13 protein-coding genes are annotated in these 14460 nt (G+C 71.6%); 6 read left to right on the top strand and 7 right to left on the bottom strand.

Features of this window, described 5'->3' with window-relative positions; genetic code table 11:
* Positions 1–412: 412 nt before the first annotated feature.
* The 6 genes from ACIBVQ_RS14205 to ACIBVQ_RS14180 are packed head-to-tail and all read left to right on the top strand — an operon-like array spanning position 413 to position 6959.
* Positions 413–1684, top strand: a complete 1272-nt coding sequence (locus tag ACIBVQ_RS14205) for a Wzz/FepE/Etk N-terminal domain-containing protein (protein ID WP_352013902.1) — start codon at positions 413–415, stop codon at positions 1682–1684.
* The gene (locus tag ACIBVQ_RS14200) at positions 1681–2973 is read left to right on the top strand and encodes a hypothetical protein (protein ID WP_352013903.1); all 1293 of its coding nucleotides are present in this window, start codon (positions 1681–1683) and stop codon (positions 2971–2973) included. Before ACIBVQ_RS14205 ends, ACIBVQ_RS14200 begins: the two co-directional genes overlap by 4 nt.
* Positions 2970–3890 carry a hypothetical protein gene (locus ACIBVQ_RS14195; RefSeq protein WP_399177771.1) on the top strand — a complete coding sequence of 307 codons (921 nt, stop codon included), beginning with the start codon at positions 2970–2972 and terminating at the stop codon, positions 3888–3890. The genes ACIBVQ_RS14200 and ACIBVQ_RS14195 overlap by 4 nt, the downstream gene beginning before the upstream one ends.
* Before the next feature lie 5 nt (positions 3891–3895).
* Positions 3896–4744, top strand: a complete 849-nt coding sequence (locus ACIBVQ_RS14190) for a sulfotransferase family protein (protein WP_399177769.1) — start codon at positions 3896–3898, stop codon at positions 4742–4744.
* The gene (locus ACIBVQ_RS14185) at positions 4732–6048 is read left to right on the top strand and encodes a lipopolysaccharide biosynthesis protein (protein WP_399177767.1); all 1317 of its coding nucleotides are present in this window, start codon (positions 4732–4734) and stop codon (positions 6046–6048) included. The genes ACIBVQ_RS14190 and ACIBVQ_RS14185 overlap by 13 nt, the downstream gene beginning before the upstream one ends.
* Positions 6045–6959: a sulfotransferase gene (locus ACIBVQ_RS14180; RefSeq protein ID WP_352013907.1), complete on the top strand. Its 915-nt coding sequence runs from the start codon at positions 6045–6047 to the stop codon at positions 6957–6959. Before ACIBVQ_RS14185 ends, ACIBVQ_RS14180 begins: the two co-directional genes overlap by 4 nt.
* A gap of 7 nt (positions 6960–6966) precedes the next feature.
* On the opposite strand, the gene ACIBVQ_RS14175 is transcribed toward ACIBVQ_RS14180, so the two are convergent.
* The 7 genes from ACIBVQ_RS14175 to ACIBVQ_RS14145 form a co-directional block, all read right to left on the bottom strand.
* Entirely contained in the window at positions 6967–7824 is an 858-nt protein-coding gene (locus ACIBVQ_RS14175) for a WecB/TagA/CpsF family glycosyltransferase (protein ID WP_362776801.1), read from the bottom strand.
* Positions 7824–8747, bottom strand: a complete 924-nt coding sequence (locus tag ACIBVQ_RS14170) for a glycosyltransferase family 2 protein (protein WP_399177765.1) — start codon at positions 8745–8747, stop codon at positions 7824–7826. The genes ACIBVQ_RS14175 and ACIBVQ_RS14170 overlap by 1 nt, the downstream gene beginning before the upstream one ends.
* Entirely contained in the window at positions 8744–9685 is a 942-nt protein-coding gene (locus ACIBVQ_RS14165) for a sulfotransferase (protein ID WP_399177763.1), read from the bottom strand. Before ACIBVQ_RS14165 ends, ACIBVQ_RS14170 begins: the two co-directional genes overlap by 4 nt.
* 204 nt (positions 9686–9889) lie before the next feature.
* Positions 9890–11152, bottom strand: coding sequence for a sulfate adenylyltransferase subunit CysN (cysN, locus tag ACIBVQ_RS14160; protein ID WP_352013911.1), 1263 nt, complete (start codon positions 11150–11152; stop codon positions 9890–9892).
* 115 nt (positions 11153–11267) lie between these two features.
* The gene (gene cysD, locus ACIBVQ_RS14155) at positions 11268–12182 is read right to left on the bottom strand and encodes a sulfate adenylyltransferase subunit CysD (RefSeq protein ID WP_362914006.1); all 915 of its coding nucleotides are present in this window, start codon (positions 12180–12182) and stop codon (positions 11268–11270) included.
* A gap of 19 nt (positions 12183–12201) precedes the next feature.
* Entirely contained in the window at positions 12202–12969 is a 768-nt protein-coding gene (locus ACIBVQ_RS14150; protein ID WP_399177760.1) for a 3'(2'),5'-bisphosphate nucleotidase CysQ, read from the bottom strand.
* Positions 12969–14435 (bottom strand): sugar transferase, encoded by a 1467-nt coding sequence (locus tag ACIBVQ_RS14145; RefSeq protein ID WP_399177758.1) that lies wholly within the window; start codon positions 14433–14435, stop codon positions 12969–12971. Before ACIBVQ_RS14145 ends, ACIBVQ_RS14150 begins: the two co-directional genes overlap by 1 nt.
* Between the last annotated feature and the right edge of the window lie 25 nt (positions 14436–14460).

The following is a 14460-nucleotide window of genomic DNA, read 5'->3' as shown; positions in this document are numbered from 1 at the left end:
GCACGCCCCGGTTCCGAGCACCAGTGCCAGACCCGAAACGGCGACCAACGCCTTCCGCGAAAAAAGCCGCATCGCGGCATCACACAAATACACCGTCAGAACCACCGTTTCCTCACGAACATTCCGACCATTCCGGTCATTCCGGTTTCTGGCTCCGCGGTCACCGCCGCGCCCCAAGCCTGCCACCGCGTGGACGTGCCACGTCACCGGCTTCGACGTTCCCGAGCCGCCCCCGCATGGCAATCGCAAGGAAATATCGGATAAATGGTGTTTATTTTCTTTCAACCGCGACGGCGCCCGCCACGAAAATCTTGTGTATCGGATCGAGAAAACAACAGGCGGACCTATAGTTCCTAGCGTTCGAAATCATCGAACCCTCATATCAAACCCCCTCGAAAAGGACTCGAAACATATGAGCCCTCCGCCGGACGCCTCGGTCCGCCGCTCCGGCGGAGACCTGACGGACTACGTGTCCTTCCTCCGCCGCCGCTGGCCGACCATCCTGTTCCTGCTCGCCGGTGGCGCGGGCGCGGGTGCCGTGCTGCTGTGCGTGATCCCCCCCTCCTACACCGCCTCGGCCCAGGTGCTGGTCACCCCGACGGGCCTGCAGGAGCAGACGAACCAGGTCACCAACCGGCAGCGCGAGGCGCTCAACCTCGACACCGAGGCCCAGGTCGCCCAGTCCGCCGTGGTCGCGAGAAAGGCCGGGCGCACGCTCGGCGGCACCCCGGGGCCGGTGGAGGTCTCCGTGCCCCCGAACACCTCGGTCCTGGACATCTCCTACACCGCCTCCGACCCGGCCGCCGCGGCGGCGGGAGCGGGCGCCTACGCCAGGGCCTACCTGGACAACCGGCGCGAGGCCGCGGCACGGGCGATGGACGCCCAACTGGGGGCGCTCCAGTCCAAGCTGAAGCAGGTCAACGCGAGCCTGTCCGCCGTGGTCGCCTCGCTCCCCAGCCTGCCCAAAGGTACGGCGGAGCGGACCCTGGCCGCGCAGCGGCAGAACGTCCTCGGCCGCCAGGTCTACAACCTCACCGTGAAGTACGACGCGCTGCGGACGGTGGCCGTGACCCCCGGCACCGTGATCAGCGAGGCCGTCCCCCCGACCGCCCCCAGCCAGCCAAGCCCGCCCCTCTACCTCGGCAGCGGCCTGATGGCCGGACTCCTGACCGGGGTCGGCCTCGCCTGGCTCCGCGACCGCCCCGCCAGGCAGAACGCGCCCGCGACCGGAGGGACGGGACCCGGCGCCGTCCTGCGGGCACGCCCCGAGGAGATCGAGAGACTGGCAGGCGAGGAGGGCGCGGTGCTGCTGGTCAGCGTCGCCGGGATCTCCCCACGCGGGATGGCGCGGGCCGTACGGCGACTCGGAAGGCAGGGCATGCCGGTGGTCGGCGGCCTCCTCACCCCCCCGCCTCCCCCGCAGCGAACGGTGGAGCGCCCCGCCCAGCAGATCCCGCCGCAACCCCCGCAGGACACACCGCGCCATACGCGCAGCGTCGCGTCGCGCCGTGACGAGGCCCCCGGCGACTGGCCCACCTCCTTCCCGGTGAGCCGCCCGACGCCCCGCGCCGCCGGCCGTGCCCCGGAGAGCGTCCCCGAGCCGGGCAGGTGGGTCGCCGGGGCCTCGATGCCCACCGTGCCGATCAGGACGTTGTCCCCGCCAGAGACGGCCTTCCCCCCGTGAGAGGCCTGGACCGGGCGGCCTGGCCGATCGCCGCGCTGCTCGTCGGCTACCCCGTCTGGTGGGCGCTCGGTTTCGGCGGCCTGTCGATCGTCGTGCTGGCCCCGGCGATGGCGGCGGTGCTGTGGCGGCGACGGCCGATCAGGGTTCCCCGGGGGTTCGGCCTCTGGCTGATGCTGCTGGCCGGTTACCTCATCAGCGCGCTCATGCTGGGGGAGATGCCGCCGGGGACCTACGGCGACTTCGGTCTCGGGCGGGTGCTCGGCTACCTGATGCGCCTGGCCCTGTACGTCTCCCTGCTGATCATGGTCCTCTACCTGGGCAACCTGACCCAGCGGGAGCTCCCCCAGCTCACCCTGGTGCGCATGCTCGGCGCGCTGTTCGTCACGACCGTCGTGGGCGGCCTGCTCGGGGTTCTCGTCCCCGGCGCCGACCTCACCTCACCGGTCGAGATGGTGCTGCCCCACTGGATCGCCGACAACCCCTACGTGCACAACCTGATCCACCCGACCACGGCCCAGGTGCAGAAGGTCCTCGGCCACGCCTCCCCCCGCCCCGAGGCCCCCTTCGAATGGGCCAACGCCTGGGGAAGCAACGTCTCGGTGCTGCTGGTCTGGTTCGTGGTCGGCTGGTGGACGTACGGCGGGCCGCGCAGACGCCTGGCCGTGGCCCCGCTGCTCGCGCTGTGCGCCGTCCCGGTCGTCTACTCCCTGAACCGGGGCCTGTGGATCGGCCTCGGGGTCGCGGCCGTCTACCTGCTGCTGCGCCTGGGCGCGCGGACCCGGATCATGGCCTGCTCGGCCATCGCCGCCGGGGCGCTGCTGCTGCTCCTGAGCCCGTTGCGCACCCTGGTCGCCGAACGGCTGGACAACCCGCACAGCAACGACATCCGCGCCTTCACCGTCTCGGCGACCGTCGCCGCGGCGCGCACCTCGCCGATCATCGGCTACGGCAACACCAGGAACGCCATGGGCAACCACAACACGATCACCACCGGCAGGACCGACTGGTGCGAGGGGTGCGGCCATCCACCGCTGGGCAGCGACGGTCAGCTCTGGCACCTGATGATCACCCAGGGGTTCGTCGGGGCCGGGCTGTACGTGGCGTTCTTCGTCGGGGCGATCCGCCGCCACTGGCCCGACCGGAGCCCCGTCGGCCTGGCCGGGGTGCTGGTGATGATCCTGACCCTGCTCTACATGTTCGTCTACGACGGGCTGGTCACACCGCTCAGCCTGTATCTGATCTCTTTCGCGCTGCTCTGGAGGAACTCGATGACGAGTGGGGCCGCATGAACGACACCCGTGTCCGGCTGCGCTACCTCACCAGGACGGTCGGCCTGCTGTTCCCCTCGGAAGGCGAGCCCCGCCCCTACAGCCTGCTCCCCCACCGCACGTTTCCCCGCAGGCTGGCGCCCCGCGCGTGGTGGCACCCGGGAAGGAAGGTGCTGGTGCCCTCCGGGGACGACACCATCGAGACCTACCTGAGCCAGGCGCTCGGCACCCCGATCCGGGTCGTGCTGCACGTCCGTCCCCCCAGGCGCGCCAACCGCAAGCCGATCCTCGAAGCCCACGCGCGGGACGGGCTGGCCGCCTTCGTGAAGATCGGCGACACGCCCCGGGTCCGTGACCTCGTCACACACGAGGCGCGCACGCTCGCCATGCTCGCCGACATCCCCCTGAAGACCGTCGTCGCCCCGACCGTGCTCCACCACGGGACGTGGCGCGGCCTGTCCGTGCTCGCGCTGTCCCCCCTGCCCGTACGGCGGAACGCCCGAGCGACCCCCGTGCCCGGCCGCCTCCTCGTCGAGGCCGTCACCGAGATCGGCCACCTGCCCGTCCCGCACAGGCGGGGCTTCGCCTGGCACGGAGACTTCGCCCCCTGGAACATCGCACGCGCGGCGGACGGCAGGCTGCTGGTGTGGGACTGGGAACGGTTCGGCACCGGTGTCCCGTTCGGCTTCGACGCCGTCCACCACCTCTTCCACCGCCTGCTGCGCCGCAACGGCCCGGCGACGACCGCCAGGGCCTGCCTCGCCCAGGCCCTTCCTGCGCTGGCCCCCTTCGGGCTCTCCGCGGCCGAGGCCAAGCTGACGGTGATCCGCTACCTGATCGCGCTGGCTGACCGGCACGCGGCCGACGGCCACGCCCCTCTCGGCCCGCCGGAGCGCTGGCTCAACCCCACCGTCGACTTCCAGGAGCTCCTGTCGTGAAGCCCATGCTGAAACGTTCCGTGCACGCCGTCGCGCGGACCGCAGGCCGGTTCACCGCCGCAGGACGGGTGCTGCCCTCCTTCCTGATCGCCGGGGCGCAGCGCACGGGCACCACCTCGCTCTACCGGGCGCTCTCCCAGCACCCGCTGATCCTCAAGCCCGGCCTCCACAAGGGGGTGCACTACTTCGACGTGGCCTATGACCGTGGCCTGTCGTGGTACCGGGCGCACTTCCCTCTACACGCAGGAACCTCCAGGCTGACCCGCCGGTACGGCTGCCGCCCCCACGTCTTCGAGTCCTCCCCCTACTACCTGTTCCATCCGCTGGCCGCCTCCCGCATCGCCCGTGACCTGCCGGGTGTGAAGCTGATCGTCCTGGTGCGCGACCCGGTCGAGCGCGCCTTCTCCGCGCACGCCCACGAACTGGCCAGGGGGTTCGAGACGGAGCCCTCCTTCGCCAGGGCGGTCGAGCTTGAGGAGGAACGGCTCGCCGGAGCCGCGGAGGGGCTGTGCGCCGCGCCGTACTCGACGAGTCACGCGCACCGTCACCACGCCTACCTCGCCAGGGGCCGCTACGCCGAGCAGCTCGCCCGGTTCGAGCCGCTGATCGGCAGGGACCGGATACTCGTGATCGACAGCGGGCGGTTCTTCGGCGAACCCGAGATCGTCTACGACCGGGTGCTGGAGTTCCTGGGGCTGCCGCACATCGGCGATCCGGTCTTCGAACGGCACAACGCCCGTCCTCGGCCCGGTCCGATGCCCGATTCGTTGCGCCGTGAACTCACCGACCACTTCGAGGAGTGGGACGCCAAGCTGCCCCACTGGCTCGGCGCGCCCCCCTCGTGGCGCCGCTGATCTCCGCGGGCCTGGCCAGGCTGCCGCGCGTCGGAGGAGCGGCCAGGGACGGCCTGGCGGGACTCGTCGGCGCCGGAGTCGGAGCGGGCGCCCAGTTCCTCACGGTCGTGCTGGTCACCAGGGGCACCGACCGGCAGACGGCGGGCGCCTTCTTCACCGCGACCGCGCTGTGCCTGACCGTCGCGGGCGTCCTGCGGCTCGACGCGGGCAACGGACTCGTCCACGCCATCGCCGGGACCGGCGCCTGCGGTCACGACCGGGCGCGAGGGCAGGTCCGTGCGGCGCTGGCGCCGGTCGCGGCGCTCTCGGTGGCCGTGGGGACGGTCCTGTTCGCCTGCCTGTCCGACCCGGCTTTCCGGGTGCTGGCGGTCGCACTGCCCGCCGTCGTGTGCGCGGACGTCCTGGTCTCCGCCACACGCGGCTTCGGGATGATGCTGCCGACCCTGCTGCTCGACGGTCTGCTCCAGCCCGTCGCCCAGCTCGTGCTCGTCTCCCTCGCCGTCGCCTCCGGAGTGCGGACGGTTCCGGTCCTGGTGGCCGCCTGGGCGTTGCCGTACGTCCCGGTGCTGTGCCTGGCGGCGCTCTGGCTGCGTGGACGGCTGCCCCACACGCCCTACGCCGGGCCGTACGCCCTGGAGGCCGCGCGTGAGCTGTGGCGCCACACCTGGCCCAGGTCGGCCGCCGCCGCGATCCAGGCGGTGTTCCAGCGGCTGGACGTCATGGTCGTCGCGGTCCTCGCCGGGCCGGAGGAGGCCGCCGTCTACACCGCCGCCACCCGTTTCAAGGTGGTCGGCCAGCTCGTCAACCGGGGTCTGGCCCAGGCGGCGCAGCCCAGGCTGGTCGAGGCGCTCACCGCCGGGAACCTGGGCCGCGCCCGCGCGCTGTACCAGTCGGCGACGACGTGGCTGGTGGCGCTGACCTGGCCGCTCTGGCTGGGGTACGCCCTGTGCGCGCCGTGGCTGCTCGGCCTCCTCGGCGACGGGTACGCCTCGGGTGCCGCCGTGGCGCTGGTCCTCGCCGTGACGATGATGCTCGCCGGGGCCTGCGGCATGGTGGACGTGGTGCTGACCGCCGCCGGGTACACCCGCTCCAGTCTGGCCAACCTGGTCGCCGCGATCACGGTGACCACAGCCTGCGGGGCGTTCCTGACCCCCGCGTACGGCGCGGCGGGCGCGGCCCTCGCCTGGGCCTCGGGCACGCTGGTCAAGAATCTGCTGCCGCTGTGGCAGATCCACCGCCGCCTCGGCCTGCGCCCCTTCGGCGCCCACAGTCTGGGGGCGTTGCGGCCCTGGCGGCCCCGGTGACGGGCCGGGTTCCCGTGCTCGTCACGGGGCTGCCCAGGAGCGGCACGAGCTGGACGGGCAAGATGCTGGCGGCGGGCGGCGGCCTGGTCTACGTCAACGAGCCGCTCAACCCCCAGCACCCGCCCGGCCGCTGCCCCGGGGTGCTGAACGCCCACGTCACCCACCGTTTCCAGTACATCTGCCCGGACAACGAGGACCTCTGGCTGCCCGCCTTCACCGACACGGTCGCGCTGCGCTACCGGTTCCTGGCCGAGCTGCGGCGCAACCGCTCGCCGTACGACCTGGCACGGATGGCCAGGTACGGCGCGGCCTTCACACTGGGGCGGCTGACCGGGCGGCGGGCGCTGCTCGACGACCCGTTCGCGTTGTTCTCCGCCGGATGGTTCGCAGAGCGCCTCGGCTGCCAGGTGGTCGTGCTGCAACGTGACGCGGTGCCGTTCGTGGGCAGCTGGCAACGGCTCGGCTGGACCGTCTACTTCCACGAACTGCTCGAACAGCCGCTGCTCATCAGGGACCACCCCCACCTGGAGGCGCTGCGCGCGTTCGTCGGCTGCCAGGACCGCATCGCCAAGGCCGTCGCGCTGTGGCGGGCGGCCAGACGGGTCGTCACGACCCTGGCGGCCGGGCACCCGGGGATCACCCTGGTCCGCTACGAGGACCTCGCCGCCGCCCCCGAGGAGGGCTTCCGCGCCCTGTACGGCAGGCTGGGCCTGACCTGGTCGGCCCGCGCGCGCGAAAGGGTCCTCAGGGCGTGCACGGCGTCCACAGGGCCGGCGGGCGGCTTCGTGTGGCACGGCCTGTCCCGTACGGCCTACCGTCCCATGGACTCCCGGCTGGCCCTGGCCCACGCCGCGAACCGGCTGAACCCCGAGGAGACCCGCCGGGTCCTGGAGCTGGCCTCCGGCGGGTGAGCCTCCTTCAGGAGAACAGACGCCGCAGCAGGCAGACCGTGAGCAGCTTGAGCGCGAACGGCAGATCGTGCAGAAGATAGCGGCGGGCCAGCCTGCCGGGCTCGTTGACCAGCCGGAAGAGCCATTCGAGCCCGGAGCGCCGCATCCACGCAGGCGCCCTGCGGGCCGTACCCGCCGCGAACGAGATCGCCGCGCCGCAGCCGATGAACCAGGTCGCGGGCATGTCCTGGCGGAGCCTCGCGATGAGCCGGTCCTGTTTGGGGAAGCCCAGGCCGACGAACACCACCCGGGGTGCGGCGGCCAGCATGGCGTCCTTGACCTCCGCGTAGCCCTCCTCGGTCGTCTCGAACCCGTGCGGCGGGGCGTCGGCCCCCACCACGCGCAGCCGGGGATGGCGTCCGCGCAACCGGGACGCCGCCTGCGCGGCCGCGCCCTGCGGGCCGCCGAGCAGGTAGACCGGGTAGCCGTAGAAGGCCGCCGCGTCCGAAAGGGACCAGATCAGGTCGGCGCCGGTGACCCTGCCGGGGACGGGTGTGCCGAGCAGGTCGGCCGCCCACACCAGCGGCATGCCGTCGGCGACCGCCAGATCGGCCTTCTCGACCAGCTCGCGCGCCTCGGGGTCGCGGGCGACGGCCCAGCCGATGTCCACGTTGGGGGTCACCAGGTGGCCGCCCTCGCCGCGTTTCAGCGAGGCGACCACATGCTCGACGACCTCGCCCTCGGTCATCGGGTCGAGGACGAGACCGGCGACCCGCACCCTGCGGCGTTTACGGGCCTCCTCGTCCCTCCCCCCGTCCTGGCTCTTGTCCCGGCGCCGCCTGCCGTGGGCCGGGCCCGGGGTCTGCCTGGCCGTACCGGTCGCCATCAGATGCCGTGCCCGCGGTGGTGCAACGCGCCCAGCACCGTGTGGGCGGAGACCAGACCGGCCGCGACGGCCAGCGCGATGGGCGTGCGTGGCTCGCCGCGCCGTACGGTGAACGCCCGCAACGCCCAGCGTCCGGCCTCCCTGCGCCTGCCGAGGGCCGCGTTGTGGAAGGCGATCTGACCGTAGACCCGTGCCGCGCCGCGCGGGTCCACGGCCAGATCCGGGTGCCGGGCGAGCATCCACTCAAGCCCGGCGATGCGGTCCGCCCATCTGGTCGCATACTGCGAGGCGCCCCAGCGGACTCGCACCAGCGGACGGTCCACATGCACGATGGGACGGCGCGCGGCGGCGCGCAGCGCCAGGTCCCAGTCTTCGTTCTGACCGTTCGGCGCGCTCTCGTCGACCAGGAACGCTCCACGCCGGAACAGGAACGTCGAGGAGTGCACCATCGCCATCCGTGAGCGCAACAGGTGGGCCCGGGTGATGGAGGAGGTGCTCGCCAGGCGCCGGACACTGCGGGAGCCGTACTCGATCTCGATGGCGCAGCTGGCGAACTCCGCGCCGGGCCGCGCCGCGAGCGCGCCCATCTGGGCGGCGAGTTTGCCCGGTGCCCACTCGTCGTCGTCGTCGCAGAAGGCGACCAGGTCGGTGTCGAGCGCCTCGATGCCCGTGTTTCGCGCCCCGGGAAGACCGGGGAGACGCCGGTTGGCCACGACCCGGACACTCCGCGAGGTCGTTCCCGCCCCCCGGGCGAGGAAGTCGGCCAGCTGGTCGGTGACCCCGGCGGTGTCCGTGCCGTCGACGACGACGACCACCTCGACCGATCCGGAGCACACCTGGCCGAGGGCGGCGCGCGTCGCGGCGCGCAGGTGCTCCGGCCTGTGACCTCTCGTGGGGATGACCACTCCCACCGACGGACTCACACAAGCCTCCCGCGATAGCCGTACTTGATCATCAGTGGCCAGGTCAGCGCGGTGACCAGGCTCCGGTGCAGGACGGGGGCCGCGGTGCGCCAGGCATCGTCGGGGACCAGCCCGATGGGGCCGACCGCGAAGCGCATCGGGTTCCCCGCGACCGTGTGCGCCCTGGAGAGCAGGGCCTTCTCACCGGTCAGGAAGTCAAGGCCGGCGGGCAGGCCGATCCTGGCGGCCAGGTGCCCGAGCGTTTCCGCCGGGGCCCGGACGAGGTCCTCGTAGCGGACCCTGGTGACCGGCACGCCGCCACGGGCCAGCAGTTCGATGCCGAGGTTCTGCGCCAGCCAGTGCACCGAGGTGCGGCCGGGCGACCAGCGGGTCATCGGGGAGCCGCTCTCCGGGCGGATGACCCGCCTGTGCCAGGAGTGGGCGACCGCCCGGGGGTCGCGCACGACGTGCACGACGTGCACGTCGACCCCGGAGGCGGCCAGGCAGAAGGCCAGGGAGGCGTGCTTGCTCGAATCGACGACGACCGGGCAGCCCGCGACCTCACTCGCCGCGTCGTAGAGACGGCGATGGGCGGCGACGTACTCGCCCAGTGCGGCGGGCCTCCGCGACGACCGGCCGCCGGCCAGGAGCCGGGCCAGGGCGGGGATGCGCCGGGTGCGGTCGACCCGCAGGCCGAGTGTGACGACCCTTTCAGCGAGGTCCTCCGACCAGCCGCCGAAGGCGCGGGCGCCGACCTCGCGCCAGAAGGGGCAGGTGCCGAACGGCCTCGCGCACCCGCAGTCCTCGTTCGCGAGCACGCCCCGCGTCCAGAGGTGGGCGACCTCGCCGAGCGGCGCGATGCCGGGGACCTCACCGAGCAGCCGTTCGAGCAGTGTGGTGCCGCTGCGGCCGAGACCACCCAGGAAGACGACCCTGGCGGGAGACGGACTGTCAGACACGGGCACGAATCCTCACCGGATGGATACGGAACGTGCCGAGACTAGCGCGGAGAGTCACATTCGGGTTGGGGAACGGTCAAACGATCTACCGACCCCCACGCGGCGCGGCTTCGTGGCCCGCCGGGACGGCTCGGCCGCGTGAACGCGAAGGTCCCCTCCCCCACCCGCGTACGGCGGGCGGTGAAGGGGACCGGAGGCAGGGCGTTATCGGGCCTCGACGATCATCCCGGCGCCGACGGTGTTGTTGGTCGTCTCGTCCACGAGGATGAAGCCGCCGGTGAGGCGGTTCCTGGCGTAGTCGTCGACGAACAGCGGCTGGGTGACGCGCAGCGAGACCCGTCCGATCTCGTTCAGGCCGAGGGCCTCGGCCGACTCGTCGCGGTGCAGGGTGTTGACGTCGAGCCGGTAGTGCAGGTCGCGGACCAGCGCGCGGGCCGTACGGGTGGTCTGCTTGATGGTCAGCTTGGCGCGCGGGCCCAGTTTGCTGGCGTCGGTCATCCAGCAGACCATCGCCTCAAGCTCCTGGGCGGCCTGCGGCTGGTTGTTCGGGCGGCAGATCATGTCGCCCCGGGAGATGTCGATGTCGTCCTCAAGGCGGAGGGTCACCGACATCGGCGGGAAGGCCTCGTCCACGGGGCCGTCGAAGGTGTCGATCGAGGCGATGCGCGTGGTCAGCCCGGAGGGCAGGTGCATGACCTCGTCGCCCGGCTTGAGGACGCCGCCCGCGACCTGGCCCGCGTAGCCCCGGTAGTCGTGGAAGGCCGGGTCGGTCGCCCGCTGCGGCCTGATCACGTACTGCACGGGGAAGCGCACGTCCACCAGGTTGCGGTCGGAGGCGATGTGCAGGTGCTCAAGGTGGTGCAGCAGCGAGGAGCCGTTGTACCAGGGCATGTTCTCCGAGCGGGAGACCACGTTGTCGCCGTGCAGCGCCGAGATCGGGATGAACGTCAGGTCCGGGGCGTTCAGCTTGGCGGCGAAGGCGGTGAACTCCTCGCGGATCTCCTCGAACCGCTCCTGGGAGTAGTCGACCAGGTCCATCTTGTTGACCGCGAGCACCAGGTGGGGCACCCGCAGCAGCGTGGTCAGGAAGGCGTGCCGCCGCGACTGCTCGACCACGCCCTTGCGCGCGTCGATCAGGATGATCGCCAGGTCCGCGGTCGAGGCGCCGGTGACCATGTTCCGGGTGTACTGGATGTGGCCCGGGGTGTCGGCGATGATGAACTTGCGCTTGGGCGTGGCGAAGTAGCGGTAGGCCACGTCGATCGTGATGCCCTGCTCCCGCTCGGCCCGCAGGCCGTCGGTGAGCAGCGACAGGTCGGTGTACTCGGTGCCGCGGTCGCGGGAGGTGCGCTCGACGGCCTCAAGCTGGTCCTCGAAGATCGCCTTCGAGTCGAAGAGCAGGCGGCCGATGAGGGTCGACTTCCCGTCGTCGACGCTTCCCGCGGTGGCAAAGCGAAGAATGTCCATCAGAGCTGCTCTCCAGAGATCGTACGGCTGGCACGGGAAGGCCGCGCGGCGCGCGGGCCGAGGGGGCGGGGCCGCTCCCGGGAGGGAGCGGGCCGGTGCGGCAGGACCTCGCGCACTAGAAGTACCCCTCCCGCTTGCGGTCCTCCATCGCCGCCTCGGAGGCCCGGTCGTCGGCGCGGGTCGCGCCGCGCTCGGTGAGCCGGGTCACCGCGATCTCCTCGATGATCTCCTCGACCGTGGTGGCGGTCGACTGGACGGCGCCGGTGCAGGTCACGTCGCCGACCGTGCGGTAGCGAACCGTCATCTCGACGAGCGGCTCGTCCTCGTCGCGGGGGATGAACTCGGTGTCGGACAGCAGCATGCCGTCGCGCTCGAACACCTTGCGCCGGTGGGCGTAGTAGATCGACGGGATCTCGATGCCCTCACGCCGGATGTAGTCCCAGACGTCGAGCTCGGTCCAGTTGGACAGCGGGAACACCCGGATGTGCTCGCCCTTGCGGATTCGCCCGTTGTAGAGGTTCCACAGCTCGGGCCGCTGGTTCTTCGGGTCCCACTGACCGAAGTCGTCACGGAAGGAGAAGACCCGCTCCTTGGCGCGTGCCTTCTCCTCGTCCCGGCGGGCGCCGCCGAACACGGCGTCGTACTCGTTGTCCTCGATCGCGTCGAGCAGGGTCGTGGTCTGCAGCCGGTTGCGGGAGGCCCTGCGGCCCGTCTGCTCGGTGACGCGCCCGGCGTCGATGGAATCCTGCACGCTCGCCACGACCAGGCGGGCGCCCAGCTCGGCGACCCTGCGGTCGCGGAACTCGATGACCTCGGGGAAGTTGTGCCCGGTGTCGACGTGCATCAGCGGGAAGGGGATCGGCGCCGGCCAGAAGGCCTTCTCCGCGAGACGGAGCATGACGATCGAGTCTTTACCACCGGAGAAGAGCAGACAGGGACGCTCGAACTCGGCCGCCACCTCACGCATGATGTGAATGGCCTCTGCCTCAAGGACATCGAGCTGCGACGTGGTGTAGTCGCACTGAAGCATCTGACTCTCCTAGCGGGGATTATCGGTGGAGATCCCGGATTCCGGCGAGCAAGGTCGGCGCCAGTCCCGGTAGGGAAACAAGGATATCCGGCAGCGACGGGTCGCCCTGGTTGTAGGTCAGGGGTGAGCCGTCGATCCGGCTGGCGTGGGCTCCCGAGGCGAGGGCGACGGCGACCGGGGCCGCGGAGTCCCACTCGTACTGGCCGCCCGCGTGCACGTAGGCCTCGACCCTCCCGGTGAGGACCGCGGAGATCTTGGCGCCCGCCGACCCGATCGGCACCAGGTCGGCCCCCGTACGGCGGGCCAGTTCGACGACGAACTCGGGGGGCCTGCTCCTGCTGACCGCGATCTTCGGCCTGGTGCCGGCCGCGAGCTGCGGGAGGACGGGGGGTTCCAGAGTGGACAGCGTCGTGCCGGCGGCGGGCAGCGCCACCGCCCCCGCGCGCAGTGCGCCGTTCTCCCACAGCGCCACGTGCACCGCCCAGTCGTCGCGGCCCTCCTCGGCGAACTCGCGGGTTCCGTCGAGCGGATCGACGATCCACACCCGCTCCGCCGTCAGACGCCGGGGGTCGAGACGCTCGTCCTGAGTCGCCTCCTCGGATAGCACACTGTCACCTGGACGTGAGGTCGCCAGGGCGTCCATCAGGAGGCGGTGCGCGGAGGAGTCGCCCTCGGCGCGCAGCGCGGCCGGGTCGTCGAAGCCCCTCTTGTCGCGCAGGGCGAGCAGCAGTTCGCCCGCCTGAGTCGCCAGGTCCGCGGCGAGAACGTGGTCGTCGCGAATCGTCATCAGTATGCTCCAGCCCCTCGCGCGACAGCCGACCAGGTCTTCCACAGGATCTGCAGGTCCAGCGTGAGGGACCAGTTCTCCACATAACGTAGGTCCAACCGTACAGATTCCTCCCAAGATAGGTCAGACCGCCCACTGACTTGCCACAGGCCGGTCATGCCCGGCTTTACCAGCAGCCGCCGCCGGACGTCGTCGCCGTACCGGGCGACCTCCTCGGGCAGCGGGGGTCTCGGGCCGACCAGCGACATCTGACCGAGCAGCACGTTGACAAGCTGCGGCAACTCGTCCAGGGAGTGACGCCGCAGCCGGGCGCCCACCGGGGTGATGCGCGGGTCGTTGCGGATCTTGAAGAGCACGCCCTGGCCGTCTCCGGTCAGGGTGATCCGGCGCCGCTCCGCGTCGGTGGTCATGGTGCGGAACTTGTAGATCGTGAACTCGGCGCCGTCCCTGCCGACCCGCCGCTGCCGGAAGAACACCGGCCCCGGTCCCGAGGCCCGTACGGCCAGCGGCAGCACGGCGAACAGCGGCAGCAGCACGACGAGCAGCACCCCGGCGCCGACCCGGTCGAAGAGGTTCTTGACCAGTTGCCGCGGGCCGGTGAGCTCGGGGTGCTCCACGTGCAGCAGCGGCAGGCCCGCGGCGGGGCGGATGGTGATCCGCGGCCCGGTGACCTCCATGAGCGCCGGGGCGACGACCAGGTCGGTCTCGGTGCGTTCGAGGCGCCAGGCCAGCCGCCGCAGCGCCACCCCGTCCATCTCGGGACAGGCCAGGACCGCGACCGTGTCGGCCGACACCTGCGGCACGGCGATCGGGACGTCCGACAGGCCGCCAAGCACGGCGACCCCCTCCACGTCCCCCATCCCGTCGTACGGCACGCAGGCCCCGACGACCTCCATGCCGTGGTAGCGCTCCCTGCGGAAGCGTCGGACGAGGTCGGCGACCGCGGCGCGGTGACCGACCGCGACGACCCGGCGCATGCAGGCCCCCTGGGCCCGCCTGCGGTGCAGACGGCGGCGCAGGCCGTACCTGGCGAGGATGGTCAGCAGCGTCGCCAGCGGCAGGGCGAGCACGACGTATCCCCTGGCCACGTCGGTCTTCGTCACGTATGCGCCGATGGCGAGGGCCGCGGTGAGGGTGAACCCGCACTGGAAGATCCGCTGGAACTCCTCGGCCCCCAGCCCGATCAGGCGAGGCTCGTAGGCACGGTTGATCCTGATCGCGCAGACCCAGACGACCGGAAGCGTGAGGCTCAGCAACACGTACGGGGTCACATATGGGGTGACCTCGCCGAACCGGACGAACAGCGCGAGCGTTCCGGCCAGGGAGGCTGAGCCGAGATCGGCCACCGCGGCTCGCACCCGGTAACGACGGACCCAATCCGGCAGACTCGGACGGACCGCCCATGCGGCCCTCGGCCTCGCCCGGTCGACGATTACGTCACGCACACACTCCCCCTGCGTAACCATGCACCAACGGACAGTGACCGAATGT

Origin of the sequence: Streptosporangium sp. NPDC049376 (assembly GCF_044466505.1) — a bacterium.
Lineage (GTDB): Bacteria > Actinomycetota > Actinomycetes > Streptosporangiales > Streptosporangiaceae > Streptosporangium.
The sequence above is the reverse complement of the archived record's forward strand: the minus strand, read 5'-3'. Positions and strand labels throughout refer to the sequence as shown.

What these genes read in the sequence shown, in the direction of transcription:
- ACIBVQ_RS14205 (WP_352013902.1), top strand. Translation starts at nt 413, where the DNA reads ATGAGCCCTCCGCCGGACGCCTCGGTCCGCCGCTCCGGCGGAGACCTG.
- ACIBVQ_RS14195 (WP_399177771.1), top strand. Translation starts at nt 2,970, where the DNA reads ATGAACGACACCCGTGTCCGGCTGCGCTACCTCACCAGGACGGTCGGC.
- ACIBVQ_RS14190 (WP_399177769.1), top strand. Translation starts at nt 3,896, where the DNA reads ATGCTGAAACGTTCCGTGCACGCCGTCGCGCGGACCGCAGGCCGGTTC.
- ACIBVQ_RS14175 (WP_362776801.1), bottom strand. Translation starts at nt 7,824, where the DNA reads ATGGCGACCGGTACGGCCAGGCAGACCCCGGGCCCGGCCCACGGCAGG.
- cysN (WP_352013911.1), bottom strand. Translation starts at nt 11,152, where the DNA reads ATGGACATTCTTCGCTTTGCCACCGCGGGAAGCGTCGACGACGGGAAG.
- cysD (WP_362914006.1), bottom strand. Translation starts at nt 12,182, where the DNA reads ATGCTTCAGTGCGACTACACCACGTCGCAGCTCGATGTCCTTGAGGCA.
- ACIBVQ_RS14150 (WP_399177760.1), bottom strand. Translation starts at nt 12,969, where the DNA reads ATGACGATTCGCGACGACCACGTTCTCGCCGCGGACCTGGCGACTCAG.
- ACIBVQ_RS14145 (WP_399177758.1), bottom strand. Translation starts at nt 14,435, where the DNA reads ATGGTTACGCAGGGGGAGTGTGTGCGTGACGTAATCGTCGACCGGGCG.